17 protein-coding genes and 1 tRNA gene are annotated in these 13958 nt (G+C 57.9%); 5 read left to right on the top strand and 13 right to left on the bottom strand.

The features are described 5' to 3' along the window. Positions 1-61: 61 nt before the first annotated feature. Positions 62-439 carry a conjugal transfer transcriptional regulator TraJ gene (gene traJ / locus CLU94_RS25230; protein ID WP_099667662.1) on the bottom strand — a complete coding sequence of 126 codons (378 nt, stop codon included), beginning with the start codon at positions 437-439 and terminating at the stop codon, positions 62-64. Between the two features lie 369 nt (positions 440-808). Between traJ and CLU94_RS25225 the strand changes: the two genes are divergently transcribed. From CLU94_RS25225 to CLU94_RS25215, 3 genes are read left to right on the top strand one after another with little or no spacing between them, the layout of a single operon-like run. Further along, positions 809-1201, top strand: a complete 393-nt coding sequence (locus CLU94_RS25225; protein WP_099667661.1) for a TraK family protein — start codon at positions 809-811, stop codon at positions 1199-1201. Beyond that, entirely contained in the window at positions 1201-1926 is a 726-nt protein-coding gene (locus CLU94_RS25220; RefSeq protein WP_099667660.1) for a nucleotide-binding protein, read from the top strand. Before CLU94_RS25225 ends, CLU94_RS25220 begins: the two co-directional genes overlap by 1 nt. Beyond that, on the top strand, positions 1926-2363 hold the full coding sequence (locus tag CLU94_RS25215) for a conjugal transfer protein TraM (RefSeq protein WP_099667659.1): 438 nt from the start codon (positions 1926-1928) through the stop codon (positions 2361-2363). Before CLU94_RS25220 ends, CLU94_RS25215 begins: the two co-directional genes overlap by 1 nt. Positions 2364-2598: 235 nt before the next feature. On the opposite strand, the gene CLU94_RS25210 is transcribed toward CLU94_RS25215, so the two are convergent. Beyond that, a complete protein-coding gene (locus CLU94_RS25210) occupies positions 2599-4086 on the bottom strand; it encodes a hypothetical protein (protein WP_099668487.1) in 1488 nt (495 codons plus the stop codon). A gap of 14 nt (positions 4087-4100) precedes the next feature. Next, on the bottom strand, positions 4101-5783 hold the full coding sequence (locus tag CLU94_RS25205; RefSeq protein WP_099667658.1) for a hypothetical protein: 1683 nt from the start codon (positions 5781-5783) through the stop codon (positions 4101-4103). A 218-nt stretch (positions 5784-6001) separates the two neighbouring features. On the opposite strand from CLU94_RS25205, the gene CLU94_RS25200 reads away from it, so the two are divergent. Then, complete coding sequence (locus tag CLU94_RS25200; RefSeq protein WP_099667657.1) at positions 6002-6256, top strand: hypothetical protein; 255 nt, start codon at positions 6002-6004, stop codon at positions 6254-6256. Here the strand turns inward: CLU94_RS25200 and CLU94_RS25195 are convergent. The 9 genes from CLU94_RS25195 to CLU94_RS28180 all read right to left on the bottom strand — a co-directional run bounded on the left by CLU94_RS25195 (position 6236) and on the right by CLU94_RS28180 (position 12463). Then, positions 6236-6850 carry an IncP plasmid survival protein KfrC family protein gene (locus CLU94_RS25195; RefSeq protein WP_143451537.1) on the bottom strand — a complete coding sequence of 205 codons (615 nt, stop codon included), beginning with the start codon at positions 6848-6850 and terminating at the stop codon, positions 6236-6238. The two genes, CLU94_RS25200 and CLU94_RS25195, sit on opposite strands and share 21 nt — an antisense overlap. 30 nt (positions 6851-6880) lie before the next feature. Further along, positions 6881-7225, bottom strand: a complete 345-nt coding sequence (locus CLU94_RS25190) for a KfrB domain-containing protein (RefSeq protein ID WP_099667655.1) — start codon at positions 7223-7225, stop codon at positions 6881-6883. Positions 7226-7340: 115 nt separating this feature from the next. Beyond that, a complete protein-coding gene (locus CLU94_RS25185) occupies positions 7341-8702 on the bottom strand; it encodes a type II toxin-antitoxin system HipA family toxin (protein ID WP_099667654.1) in 1362 nt (453 codons plus the stop codon). 3 nt (positions 8703-8705) lie between these two features. Beyond that, complete coding sequence (locus CLU94_RS25180) at positions 8706-9071, bottom strand: helix-turn-helix transcriptional regulator (RefSeq protein WP_099667653.1); 366 nt, start codon at positions 9069-9071, stop codon at positions 8706-8708. Between the two features lie 145 nt (positions 9072-9216). After that, complete coding sequence (locus CLU94_RS25175) at positions 9217-9534, bottom strand: hypothetical protein (protein WP_143451536.1); 318 nt, start codon at positions 9532-9534, stop codon at positions 9217-9219. Positions 9535-9679: 145 nt separating this feature from the next. After that, positions 9680-10609 carry a ParB/RepB/Spo0J family partition protein gene (locus tag CLU94_RS25170; RefSeq protein WP_099667651.1) on the bottom strand — a complete coding sequence of 310 codons (930 nt, stop codon included), beginning with the start codon at positions 10607-10609 and terminating at the stop codon, positions 9680-9682. After that, positions 10606-10908, bottom strand: coding sequence for a KleE stable inheritance protein (gene kleE, locus CLU94_RS25165; protein WP_099667650.1), 303 nt, complete (start codon positions 10906-10908; stop codon positions 10606-10608). Before kleE ends, CLU94_RS25170 begins: the two co-directional genes overlap by 4 nt. Positions 10909-11339: 431 nt before the next feature. Continuing rightward, the gene (locus tag CLU94_RS28925) at positions 11340-11477 is read right to left on the bottom strand and encodes a transposase domain-containing protein (RefSeq protein ID WP_373610684.1); all 138 of its coding nucleotides are present in this window, start codon (positions 11475-11477) and stop codon (positions 11340-11342) included. Positions 11478-11512: 35 nt separating this feature from the next. After that, positions 11513-12463: a hypothetical protein gene (locus CLU94_RS28180; RefSeq protein ID WP_143451535.1), complete on the bottom strand. Its 951-nt coding sequence runs from the start codon at positions 12461-12463 to the stop codon at positions 11513-11515. 389 nt (positions 12464-12852) lie between these two features. Between CLU94_RS28180 and CLU94_RS25160 the strand changes: the two genes are divergently transcribed. Beyond that, positions 12853-13176: a helix-turn-helix transcriptional regulator gene (locus CLU94_RS25160; RefSeq protein WP_099667649.1), complete on the top strand. Its 324-nt coding sequence runs from the start codon at positions 12853-12855 to the stop codon at positions 13174-13176. A gap of 633 nt (positions 13177-13809) precedes the next feature. Here CLU94_RS25160 and CLU94_RS25150 read toward each other — a convergent pair. Further along, positions 13810-13884 (bottom strand) — tRNA-Val (locus tag CLU94_RS25150). Positions 13885-13958 lie beyond the last annotated feature (74 nt).

The following is a 13958-nucleotide window of genomic DNA, read 5'->3' as shown; positions in this document are numbered from 1 at the left end:
GCTCTCCCCCTGCTGTCCTGCCAGCGCCAGTGCCTGGCCGGCACAGCCAATTTTTTAGCGGCTAAAGTCCGCGCCCCTGCTGCGGCAGGACCACGGCGCGCATGACGGCATGCATTTCATCCTGGGTATCGGCGATCTTGGCCAGCACGGCGCGAATCGTCGCCTCGCCGAACGCGGCAGTGCGCTCGTCGTTGGTCAGCCACAGCTTCAGCAGGCCGCCCAGCCGGCCCAGGTCGCCATTGATGCGCGCCAGTTCCTCGACGCGCCGGTGGTCGAGGATGCCCGGCAGCCGGTGGCCCAGCCCGACCCTGCGCAGATAGGCCGCCACCGGCAGCCCGGCCGCAGCTGCCAGCCGCTTGATCTGCGCCTCTTCGTCTGGCAGCACCGGCACGCGCAGCTGCCGGGCCTTGCGGGTGGTGGCGTGTCCTGGTTCTTGCATGGCGTCCTCGCAGTTGGCGCGGCACGCGCAGGCCTCGCAGAGCAGGATGTCCGTTGAGCGCCGCAGGCGCGAATAAGGCACCGTGAAGAGAGATAACCGGCCCGCCGGTTAGCTAACTTCACCTATCCTGCCCCGGCCCGCACGGCGACCGAGCCATTTAATCGTAGGACAGGCATTCGATTTAACCCTTGTTCTGGCACAAAACGGAGCGGATTTTATCGGTCACTATTCCGAAAAGGCCTTTAAAGGCCTTATTTGCCTCCAACCGTGGCATATCAGGCTTCAACCGTCTCAGATTGGTGGTTCAACCGTGCCAGTTTTGTGGTGTAACCGTGCATCTTCCACATAACGTGAAGGGGAATAAATACCATGGAGAAACCCTATGCCGAACAACTGAGTGACTGGATCAAATGCAGCAAGCCGGCCAAGCGCGACCAGTACCTGGTCGCCTTCCTTGCCGTCAGCGACGATGTGCGCGCCGCACTGGCGGCGGGCTTTCCCATGAATACCATCTGGCGCCATATGTATGCCTCGGGACGCGTACCGTTCGGCTACGACACGTTCCTGAAGCACGTGCACCGCATGCTGAAAGCCACCGCACCGGCCGGGGAGACGGCTGGACAAGGCGTGGCGCCGCAGCGGCTGGCATCCGGCCATGCCCGCACGGCATCCGGGAAACCGGACGCCGTGACACCCCGCCCGGCGCCAGCGCCGGCCGGCTTCCATTTCAACCCGATCCCGGACAAAAAGGAGCTACTGTAATGGCCCATATCCATATGATGCTGCAGGGTAAAGGCGGAGTCGGCAAGTCGCTGATCGCCGCCCTCCTCGCCCAGTACATGCTCAGCAAGGCCCGCACGCCGCTGTGCATCGACACCGATCCCGTGAATGCCACCTTCCATGGCTACCAGGCGCTGCAGGTCCGGCGCATCGACCTGATGGAAGAGGAAGAAATCAATCCGCGCGGCTTCGACGCCCTGATCGACCTGGTGGCTCAGGCGCAGGGGGACGCCATCATCGACAACGGCGCCAGTTCCTTCGTGCCGCTGTCGCACTACCTGATCAGCAACCAGATCCCGGCCCTGCTGGCGGAACTCGACCACCTGCTGGTGGTGCACACCGTGATCACGGGCGGCCAGGCCCTGCTCGATACCATCAGCGGCTTCGCCCACCTGGCCAGCCAGTTTCCGCCGGAAACCCGCTTCATCGCCTGGCTCAATCCCTACTGGGGTCCGGTCGAGCACGAGGGCAATGGTTTCGAGCAGATGAAGACCTACCTGGCCAACCGTGAACGCCTGTCTGCCATCGTCCGGCTGCCCGTCTTGAAAAAGGAAACCTTCGGACGCGACCTGGCCGGCATGCTACAGCAGCGCCTGACCTTCGACGAGGCGCTGGCCATGCCCGCGCTGCCGATCATGACGCGCCAGCGCCTGAGCATCATCCGGCGCCTGGTGTACGGCGAACTCGATGCCGCGATGGTGCTGTGATGGGCGACCAGACAGAGGAGCTGCTGCGGGAAATTGCCGCGAAGCATGGCATCGCCGTCGCGCGCGACGACCCCATCCTGGTTTTGCAGACAATCAACAGCCGCCTGATGCAGGACAGCGCCAGGGCCCAGCAGGTCCAGCTGGATCGGTTCAAGGAGGAAATGGAAGAACTGTCGCGGCGCTGGAGCACGGACACCAGGGAAAAGGCCGAACGCATCGTCAATGCGGCGCTGGCCGCCGCCCGGGAAGCCATGGCTGCCGCCATGCAGGAAGGAGGCCAGCAAGCGGCAAGGGCGGCACGCCAGGAAATCGACGGCGCCCTGCTGCAACTCGCCCGTCCCGTGCGCGCCGCGCATGCCATCGCGGTATTGAATGTTGCCGCCGGCTGCCTGGCCATGCTGGCGGCGGCCGTGGCCTCATGGGCCGTGCTGCGATAGGCCCAGCCGCGAGCCGCGTCCGGCTTGCAGCACATGGCTGCGCTCGGGCCCCTGCTGCGTCTGCTGCCGCTGCAACAACTTTTCCAGGCGCTACGCCTGCTGCAGCACATCCCACTCGCTGGCCAGCCCGGGATGCCGGGTACGCAGCTTGCGCACGGCCAATTCCTCGATGCGCGGCGCGTGCACGCCCATGCTGTCGCGCACCTCGCGCTATATTCCGGTCATACATTGCGAGTCAAGCAACCATGCGCCGATATTCACGCTCAAGATAATCATCAACTGCAGCAATATCTAAGTTTCCCTCTACATACCAAGCTCTTATCTCCGTCAAAGCCAGGGTACCAAAACGAGCCCAGGCAACCATGTTACTACGCAACATAAACTGGATAATTTCTCCGCCAGAACGTACGCCAGCATCCACAGCGTCGACCAAGCACAATGAACCATGCGCAATCATTAGCATACGGCGCAATTCAGGATTCGCAGCGGACGGCACACATTGTAGCCATGGCTGGTCGTGATAGAAGCGCTGCTTGACGGTCCACATCAGGCGAGTCAAAATTTCCGTAATAAGCACCGGAATTGACAAGGCAAAGCCATGACGCAAGTCATAGCCTTGCTCGAATACCCGCACAGCAATAGTAGCGAAAGTTTGTCTATGTTGCCCAAACTCTCCTACTTCAAGCAATTGAAGCAGAGAGAAAAACGGCATGGGAATACCCGTTCCACGCCCACCCGACGACAAGGTACCAGAGGACCCAGCCATATCGGAAAACAGATGCCCCAACCAATTGGCAAAACCTGCAAAGACCTTGGATACCAGATTAGTGCCACGTAACTCGAAGGTCTTCGTGTCAATGGTAATTAGCTTACCATCCGAAATAAAACTTGCAGTACTTGTAAACTGATTAAGTAGTGAAAAAAACAAACCGGTCAGATCAGGGGAGTGGGCGAGGCTCTTAATGTGATGATTTCCAGTACTCATCTTGAACGCTCCACCTACATCAGCGGTGTGGCGATGATCATAGTTCACTTTAAAATTCCGCTCCAGAAAACCGATCGCACTCGCCGTAGCATGATCCGGATTACGCGGCCCGTCCCATCCATTCATCCTGGCAAAATTTTCCACGAGTTTATTCGTGGTTTCATCGGCCATTTTTCCGACCGCACCTTGACCAGGCAAACCGACAAAGAAAATATCCACCAAGCCGCCTATCAGTCCACACGTTCCTGCGATCATGTAGTCATACTTATCGCAGTTGGCATTCTTAAGGCTGAACTCTTCCTTAATACGTTTCTCCAGTGCAATGCGCTGGGTATCACTCATGAGAAGAAGGAAGGGGTCCGCCAATAACTGGACGTTATTTCGCGCAGAATAGGCGTCCGCAGCGGCTAGATAATCGTTCCAGCAAGCGCTGGAATCCACTTGTACGCAATCCAGCAGACTTAACGGCTTTATCATCGGCACCAGAGGCGTAGTGGCTGTATCAGGCTCGATATCGATATCGAGATCGAGATCGAGATCACAATTATCAAAAATCACCACGACATCGTCGGAAGTCGCTACAGTACAGGCCTGTGCAAGCAACTGGTCCAACAGTTTGTCATTCTGCTCTTGGCTACTCTGCAACTGAGCGAGCGTCAGCGATATCGCGCCTAACTGATCACCTACGGCATTCAATTGATGCTGCTGCACCACGAGAAATTGAGCTTCGCTGTGCAACTGGTTTTCCCCACTCACGAGAAAAGACCAACAAATTTTTCTTTTGCCTTGTCCGCGGCATCACTGGCGGCTCCTTTCAGCACATCACCAACCTTAAAGTAGCCGATGATCTCAAAGGCTTTCGCGAGCTCCTCTAATTTGTTCTTTGGAAGCCCTGGCTTAAGCCCAAGCTTGAACACACGCTGCTTTTGCCCATCCTTCTCTATTTCAAATGCGCGCTCCTCATAGAAATCACGGATAAATTGAAATAAATCGGCCTTAGTGGCATCACGGGTGAGTGTTTTAAGCTTGGTTTCATCTAACTGACCAGCGCATTTAAGCTTAGCAGTACTGGCCTGCACAGAATCACTGCGCCCCGTCAGCACGGTACCTGCGCCAGTAAGTTGCTTGAGCGCACCGGCGAGCCTACGAATTTTCTCGTCCTGCGCACCGTGCATTTCAATTGCAGCATTCAAGCTGACAGTAATAAAATTAACATCTTCGATCAGCATTGCGATGGTTGACTGCGTCAGTTTTAGCACCTCATGGAGCATCAACTCCCGGCGCTTGAACCGGGTAAGTTCATCTGCACCAGTTAACTTGCGCACACCTGCGTAGGTCCCTACCCCAATCAATACAGCTACACCGATACCTGTCGCCATGCTGGACATGCCAAGCATACCCCCCATGCCCAATGTAGCCAGGCCAGACGTCATGCCAGCAGCCGACAGACCAATCACCGAACCAGATAAATACACGGCCGCCAATGGCGTACCAATAGCAGCAGCCTTTGATGAAAGCAGTTTGAGCGTAGCGACGATCTGATCGTCACTAATCTCTTCCTGTAAGAACTGCCGATCAAGCGTGATAGCCTGAGTCGCCAACTCTATCTCAGCGTCGATGACCTTCAGCAGATCACGATGCTTATTAAAGAAGGCGAAATTTTTGACATCGCCACCTTCTGTACTCAGATAAATATTAATCAAATCTTTGACCAACGATATATGTACCGACTTAATCTGGCCTTCCGGACACTCGCTATCGATGATACCGATTAGCTGAGACATTGGAACAATTTCCATTTTGTCTGCCATATAAGCACGCAAATTCAACCTCGAATCGACCTGCAGATCAATTCGCGTCATCAGCAACAATATCTCTGCCATTTCTTTTTCATCGATCACACCGTCATTATCGTAGGCCATGTTCACCATCACTTTGACGTAGGCGACCTTCAATTCGTCGTGCATCTCAGAGATCGGAATAATTTGCTTCTCTTCCCTAAATTCATTGAAACCACTAATGGCACCGCTCAGTACTTTCGACAGCGCAACGTAATCGCAATCCATCAATGATTTGAGTTCAATGGCTCTACCGTCTTTACGGCGGATCCGCACGCATGGTTCCGACTTATCGTTATTTTTTCCGGTTAGCAACTCGACATACTCAGCAGATTCCATTTCTGCAAAGGGAATGCTGACGGGATCACTAAAAGCCGCCCGATAAATTACTTGCTCCCCTGTGAATAACAATCCATCTTTCCCACTTCCGAACACGGTGTTATCGTAAAGACCAACAACATTCGATACGCTCCCAGCATAAGCAAATGCCACCACCGCATTGTTCAATTTTTTCTCTGGAATGTCTGGCGCCACCGATAAATTTTTCTTAGATATTACTGTAAGGTTCTCGCGCAAAAAAATATTAATGCTGGCCATGGTTTTCCTGTACTAAAAGCAAACAAATGAAAGATATGGCATGGTGTCATTAATAATGCATTTTGGCAATAGAAATTGCATTGAAACATCCAATAGATTCTCAATCCGCCTTATGGGTATCAAATCAAGAGAGTAAGTAGTACCACTTCGGCATGATCTAGGAAAGCGCCTGAGCCCAGCAGATCCAACCGGATTAGTTCAAGGAAGGAACGGAAGATGTGTCGCGGCGCTGGAGCACGGACGCAAGGGAAAAGGCTGAACGCATCGTCAATGCGGCGCTGGCTGCCGCCCGGGAAGCCATGCAGGAAGGAGACCAGCAGGCGGCAAGGGCTGCCCGCCAGGAAATCGACGGCGCCCTGCGGCATCTCGCACGTCCCGTGCGCTCCGCGCATGCCATCGCGGTGTTGAATGCCGCCGTCGGCTGCCTGGCCATGCTGGCGGCAACCGTGGCCTCATGGGCCGTGCTGCGATAGGCCCAGCCGCGAGCCGCGTCCGGCCTGCAGCACGTGGCCGCGTTCGGGGGCCTGCTGCTGCGTCTGCTGGCGCTGCAGCAGCTTTTCCAGGCGCTGCGCCTGCTGCAGCGCATCCCACTCGCTGGCCAGCCCGGGATGCAGGGTACGCAGCTTGCGCGCAGCCAGTTCCTCGATGCGCGGCGCGTGCACGCCCATGCTGTCGCGCACCTCGCGCACCAGTTCCAGGCGGCCCAGCAGGCGCTGCATGGTTTTCTGTTGCTGCTGCACTTGCTGCTGCCATTGCGCGCGCGTGGCGGGAAATGCCAGCAAGCCCGGCTGCTGCATCTGCGTGCGCTGCAGGCGCGATGCCTGCGATTCGATCAGGTTTTCCAGCCTGTCCTCGATGCGCTCGACCTGCTCGTGCTTGGCCTCGACCTGCGCCGCCAATGCCGCGCCATACTGTGTGTCCAGCGGGGCGGCATCCAGCATTACCGCCTGCTCCAGTTGCTCGTCCGCTGCCTGGTACAGCTGCGCGTCGGCCTGCATCTGGGCGCCGCCCCGCGCGCCTGCGCTGGCAGTCCTGCCTTGCTGCGGCCGCTCCATCGATATTTTCATGATCCGCCTCCGATATCAGCGGGCTCTGCGCTACCGGCTCAGCTTGCGTCCCTGTTTGACGCTGGCGCTGCTGCTGTGCGCCTGGCCGTCCTCGTAGCTGACACTGGTATCGATACCCGTCCCAGGTACTTTAGCGAAATCGCTGGCGGCGTGCTTGATCAATGTCTTGCCGACCTGCTGGTACACGCTGACGCCATCCGCATGCACAATGACGCCGGCATATGTCTTGGCCTTGTCAGCGTCACCCGCAAGATAAATATCGTAGATGCCGGGCTTGATCACCCCGGCCTTGTCTACCTTGCTGGTGGCCCACTGTCCGCCCTGCTCGTTTTGCAGCAGGCGCTGCCCGTTCATGACCAAGACTCTTTGCTTCATCAATACGCTCCTGTTTATCGGTAGGACGTGACAGCGGCCGAATCGTTCGGCGATGGGCCATTTTAAGACGCGATACTTGCCACTGGGCAGCTAAATGCCTGCGATGTGGTACACATCAATGTGGCCCGGCGCCTATTTCGCCATCCGGCATATCCCTGAGCCGCCGCGCCTGACGGGAAATGCCCTGCAGGATGGCGTCGGCAAGATCAGCGGGAAAGCCGGGTGGCAGCAAGCCATACATGGCGGCCACCACCGCATCGGCATGCCCTAGCACCTCGTCCATCACTTCCTGCGCTGCGGCCGCGCCGAAACTGGCCTGGCGAGCCTGGCTCAGCCAGTGGCGCCGCTGGATCTGTTCCAGATGGTAATGGTTGCTGGCGCCGCGCACGGCCATCGCCAGCCGGGCATCCTGGCGCTGCAGCTGATGCGCACCGGGGCCGATGATGGGATGGGCGGACAGCACGTCGTAGAGCGGCGTCGACTGGAAACGGCTGTGCGGCAAATGGAAAATGCTGAAGTTCTTCGCATGGCCATCTGTCGCAGCCAGCAGCCAGAACACCAGTTGGGTCTTGAAGAAGCGGCGGCGGTCTGCCTCGGCCTGCGCAGACCCGAGCAGGATATCCATGATGCGGCTGATGCCCGGCCCGCCATCTGCCTGATACTTGTGCAGGGGCGGCGTACCGGTCGCCTGGCAAAAATCCTCCTGCGGCAGCCGGACGATCCAACTGCCGTCGCCAGACACCCTGCGGTCGAAGCGCTCCACCACCAGCGTCTTCAGGTCCTCGAAAGTGGCGATGCGGCATGGCGCCGTGGACAGTCCGAACGCGTGCATGATCTGCGAACACAGCCATTCGTTTTCCACCGAGGTGCGCATGTCCGCCCGCATATTGCCCACCAGCCCCATGGGCAACTTCAGTATGTGCGTCGTCGGCGTGCTGCCGGTGGGACGGTGCCACTGGCCGCCATGCCATAGCAAGGCCGTCTTTTCCTGCGCTCCGGCAATCGACAGGCGTAGGTCCGGCTCCGCGCCGGCATGTCCGAACGGGGCTTCCGCGACCGTGTTGCGCAGTATCCTCGCCACGCCAGCCTCGTCGAGCGCCTCGCCCGTGATGCGAAACAGGTCCGTGGGTACCTCACCGGGCGGCAATAGCTGGATGGCGCCGACACAGTCGCGCCCGGCAGCAGCGAGCAGCTGGTACGGCGCGATGCCGCCGGTCTGGAAGTGCTGGGCCATGCGGCGCCGGATCGGTTCGCTGTCAGGCAGGAGGTTGTCGAAATAATTCTGCACCAGCGGGCCACGATAGGAGCCGCCCTGCGGCTTGAAAGGCATCGACAGCGACAGCGGCCGTCCGGCCTCGTCTTCGATCCAGGCGTCAAAGTAGGTCAGTGAAGAGGTGCCAGCGGACGCATCCCAGTAGGCAACCGGCGTGCCGTTCAGCCACAGGTTCAGGCGCTGCGCATGCGCTCGCCGGCCCATGGCTTACCAGCGCTCCCTGGCCGATGGTGGAGGTTCCTGCCTTGCCGGCGCTTCCGGCCGCGCGGGACCAGGCGCACTCTGGCGCGCGAGGCGGGCGGCGGGCGGCCCCGCATCGGTTGCCTCCTGCTCGATGGCGGCATCCGGGGATGGCTGCCCGGCTGGCGAGAGCAGCAATTCGGCCCCCAACAGCCGCAGCACCGTGTACAGGCGCTCGACGCTGGTAGAAGCAGGATTTGCTTCGATCTGCGCATAGCTTTGCTGCGTGATGCCTAGCTGCTCCGCCAGTGCCTGCTGCGACAGGCCAGCCTGCTTGCGGAAGCCGACGAGAATCGGCCGCAACTGCTGCAAGGATCGAATCGGATAGTCCATGGCGTGTCCTGGGGTGTGTATCTACAGTATAGGAACTGTGAAACGCAATTACAAGAACCAGACTGTAATTTCATTTTACAGCCCATAAACTGTATTTCAGGAATTCCAATTGATTATTGGGCGGCACGGCCAGTAATCCAGTGGCTCAGTTAGCGCTGTGGAATTTCAGCCAGAATGCTTCGCGGCAGCGACTGTCAAAGCGCCTGACCGCTGACAGCACCTCAACCGGCGCCTCCCCGTTCGATGGCACTTCATAGGTGATCCAGCACTCCGCGCAGGCCGCCTGCGATGGAAAGCTGTCTTCCTCGGACATGCGCCGCACCACCACGCCATTGCTGAAGTAATAGGTCGCCACCTCCTGCCTTACCTCAAAACCGTCTTCCTGCCAGGAGGATTGCGCGATATCGCGCCGCTCGATGACAGCCTGGCTGGGCAGGTTGAAAATGGCAACGATGTAGGTCAACAAGTCATTCATGGTAATGTGGCAAATAATTGGACGGTTCCGTCTGCACTTCAAGACACGCTGGCGGCAGCTGCAGGAGCGCGCAAGAGCCGAAGTGTAGCACCAGCCCTGATCCGCGCGACACGCGCCATAGGGCATGGTTGCGTCAATCCCCGGCACCGAGCAGCCTGAGCGGCACAAGCCCGGCAAGCGCCACTTCCACTTCGACACCATCGGCACGCCGCAGCCAGGCCAGCCCTTCCCCGCCAGGCCGGCGCCCCAGCACCAGCACGCCTTCGCCTTGGCCATGGCGCACCAGGAGGCCGGTGCAGCGCCAGCGGCTGGCGCCAGCCTGCGCGGCTGCTGGCGGACCGGCAGCCGATGGCACGGCTGTGGCGTCGCCGCTACCGGGAGTAATCGTTTCTTCCTCGCCAAACTTCGCACCGAGGAATGCGCGCAGTAGCTTGACGGCGCTGCGCGTAATCTCCAGTTCGCCCTCGCGCAGCCAGGCCACCACCTCGCCCGGATGCGACTTGTAGGCCGTCACCAGTTCATTCACGGTCGTCACGTCGCGTACCCTGCCCTCGTTGAACGCCAGGGCGATGGGTTCCGGCAAGTCCAGCAGGGCCGCATGCTGCGTTACGAAGGCGGCGGACTTGCTGATGTTGCTGGCGATCTGCCCCCGCTTCAACCCCTTCGACAGTTCGCGGCCGATGTAATTGGCGATCTCGCGCGCCGTCAGCTCGTCGCGCTGCAGGTTTTCCACCACCTGGTCGGTCTCGCTGTAGTCGTCGTCGATAAAGCCCGGGATGGTCGCCAGCTGTGCCAGCCTCGATGCGCGGTAGCGGCGCGCGCCGTGATTGATGATGTAGCGGCCAGGCCGGTCGGGATGATGGCGCACGGAGATCGGTGTCTTGATCCCGCGCAGGCGGATCGAGGCGGCGAGTTCGGCCAGGCTGTGCGCCGTAAAGCCAGGATTCGCGGCCGAGCGCGGCTGCAGCGGGTCTTCGTCGATATGCTCGAGCGGCAGCGCCAGTGGCCTACCCTCCGGCGCGCGGCCGCTGGCGGCACCCGGCGGCGCGGATGCCTTCTTCATCGCGGCTGGTCCGGCTTGCCGTACGCCACGAACCAGGTCAGGTAGCAGAAAAAGGCGTAGTGCAGCAGCAAGGTCCATCCGGCATGTGCGCCAGGCGTATCCCACAGCACCAGCGCGCGCAGCAGCTGGAACAGCACGTCACACATCATGATGAAGCGCAGCACTGGCCAGCACAGCGTGACGATGACCCACAAGATGGAGCGCAGGCTGGTTCGGCCCGGCGGCGGAACAAGCGCGGCCGGCAGCGGTGGCGCTTTCTCCTTGCTTGGTACCGGTGGAAACTGAATGATGTCTGCCATGCCTTTTCTCCCTCCCGCCAACTGCGCTGCCCCAATGCAACTGACATGCCGGCAAAGGCTATCGTCGCTCCGCATGCTGTCGACGACTTTGATCCAGAACAATGACTGATACTGCAATCAGCGCAATTTTTAGCAGCTAAAACGGATGGAACGCAGTCTTCGGTATAGAACACGTAAGCATGCACGCTACATTGATCCACTGAGTCGCCACTAGTAGCTTAGACTCTTCTGATCCATAGCTCATGAAAGATGAGAAACCGAACGATCGTATTGGAGGTCTGGGTCTCTGCCAGACTCCTGATGTGCAATCTCATAGTTGCCGGATCCAACGACAAGATCGGATCTGGATCTGTCTATCCCCCCAGCCCTGCAGCGACTCCTGCCGCGCGCCAGCAAAAACTAGCACTACACCGCTGGGAAGTAGTGTCCTCTCAGAAAGCTGCTGGCGGGTTACAACTCCAAGACACGAATTCATCAATCCGGTTGAAGGGATAATCGGCGATGTGTGCCAGCAAATGGTGCAACCAGGCTTCGGGGTCGACACCTTCAGATTGGCCGTGCCGATCCAGCAGCAGGCGTTCTCTTGCAGACAGAATGTCATCGGTCAGAGCTGCGTGCAGCTTGAAACCTTGAACCAGTATTCTTTTCCGGAGCCTTGATATTTGAATAGAACGAATTCCCCTGCACGAACTTCTCTTTTAAGGAACGATGAATACTCCCTTGCCTGGGAAAGTCTTCCAGTGCCAACGCCAACCTTGCCGGCAGAGTTTGAACATTCGTAAGCCTGTTGCAGCATTGCTCGCTGTTCAGGTTGATTCTCGATCTTGCTCGCTTGCGTTCGAGCAGCATTTACACCTGATCCGACATCTTTCACGCTAGGAAAATTTTCTATGACGTCTAATTGATCCCTGTTGTAGACGGTAGTACCGAGGTATTTCTTTTTCGTTACTCGTTCATACCTTTGAATGTCGTTGACATCGAATTCATCGCCATTCTCCTCTTCCAGGGGATGACTAATAGTGTGATTTTGTACTTCAGCCTGCCTTGGATAGTAATGCCTGCTTTCCGCATGCAATTCATCCGACTGCAAACGTTCATGAGGATCTTCCGTACTTGTCACCTTCTCTCCCGCAGTTTCAAACGCCGCAATCGACGTCGAATCGGACTTCCATGGCGAGTCAGATGCAACCAGAAGAAGAGCGCCAATAACTATAATCGACATCATCGCTAGAATGGCGGGGAGACGGGCACGGTGTTTTAGTTGTTCGCGCTGCACAGAATGCGACGATCCGAACGTCTTCTTTAGGTCGGACGTCATTCTCGCGTTCGACCCAGCAGGAGCGCTTGCCGAATGGCTAACACTTCTATCCTGCCTGAACCCGAAGAGATTGATGAGAAGCGCAATTGCCAAGGTATGAGGCACGGCTGCAGCAAGACAATGCGGAGCGAAACAGGCGCCGAATATTAACAATTGGTTGGCAATCAAAATGACGAGCCAAACGCCAAAAAAGCGCTTCACATTTTTAACCGCTGCACGAAGAATTTTTTTAAACATAGTTAGCCGATATAAAAACGTAGACCGCTGCTACTGTCGTTGAAAGCCTATTTCCGGAGGCATATGGTTCGCGGTGCTAGGCATTTTTTTAGATTTTAGAAATACCTTTGCGCACCTATTTTTAGCCGCTAAAACTGCACAGACCATCAAATGCTCCTGTGGCAGCAGCACTTGCAAACACCTTTGATCTAGTCGATATACCCGTCCGATTCCAGTTGCATTGGACGTATGCGCCATAGATACTGACTGCGTATTTTCGGAATAATGATTGTAAATGCAATGTCGACAGACCGCCATTGGCGATACGACCTCAACGATCGGATCAGAGTCTTTGCCGCCATGCTGGCACCGAACCTGGCTCACTCGCTGAGGAGCAAAAGGAGCCTCCCATGACCCAAGTCACACTTTCTTCAAACCCAGAGCTGCCCGCAGCTCCAACGCTCCATGAGGAGCGCTTCATACGACTGGCTGAAGTGCTGGCCACCTGCGGGAAATCGCGCAGCAGCATTTATGAGGGCATCAAGGAGGGCACCTTCCCGGCCCCGGTAAAACTCAAAGGCCGCTCATCGGCCTGGCTCAAGAGTGAAATCCTCCACTGGATGCAGGCGTGCGTTGCCGCACGGCATCCTGTCCCGGTTGCAGTACAGGCGAAGTCCATGAAAAAAGTGACAGCGACTGGTTTGAGCACGCGCACCAGGCGTCAGCGTGCGTAAGGATGTCCCATGCAAACATCCCATTGCGCGACAGTAGGTGTGGCGCTGGCGCAAAAACAAGTTCGTGTCTGCATCAGCAAGCCACATTAATCAAAAAGATCGTCGCGCCATCGGGGGGGCTTCCTGTCTGGCAAGCGATGTGCCAGCGCATGCTCGCATACTTCGCGCGAAAAGGTATTGGCTGCCGCCTCGGCGCGCCAGTCGCGGAACGAAGAACGGGAACCATGTACGGTAATGTCGTCAAACTGAATGCAGCGCAAGACTGCCGTCAAACTCATGTCCGACAACTGAGCGCTACGCTTGCGACCTGAAAAGATGACGTCCCCTTGACGCGGACTGCGCGCAGCAGCGCAAGCGCCTCACCAGACAGCGGCACGCGATGCTCCTTGCCGGCCTTCATCCGCTGCGCTGGAATCGCCCACAGCGCCGCCTCCAAGTCAATCTCCCGCCACCGCGCCCGCCCCCTAACCTCTCCTGAGCGGGCGGCCGTCAGAATCGCAACGCCAGCGCAGCGTTCCTCTCGTTGTCCTGCATCGTCCACATTGATCCAAGACTGTTTCCCGTACTTTTCCCGTACCAAACAAAAAAGGCCTACACTGGATCAGTGTAAGCCTTTGATATCAAACGAATTCTTGGTGGGAAGTGCAAGTTTCGAACTTGCGACCCCTGCAGTGTGAATGCAGTGCTCTACCCCTGAGCTAACCTCCCGAAGCGAGGCGAATTATCGCATAGGTGTTGCGGCATCTGCAAGGGCTGGCGAGAGGAAATTTAGCGCGCCCCGC

The organism is Janthinobacterium sp. 13, assembly GCF_002749695.1.
In the GTDB taxonomy this organism is placed as follows: Bacteria; Pseudomonadota; Gammaproteobacteria; order Burkholderiales; family Burkholderiaceae_D; genus Janthinobacterium; species Janthinobacterium kumbetense.
This window is presented reverse-complemented; position numbering and strand designations above follow the sequence as displayed.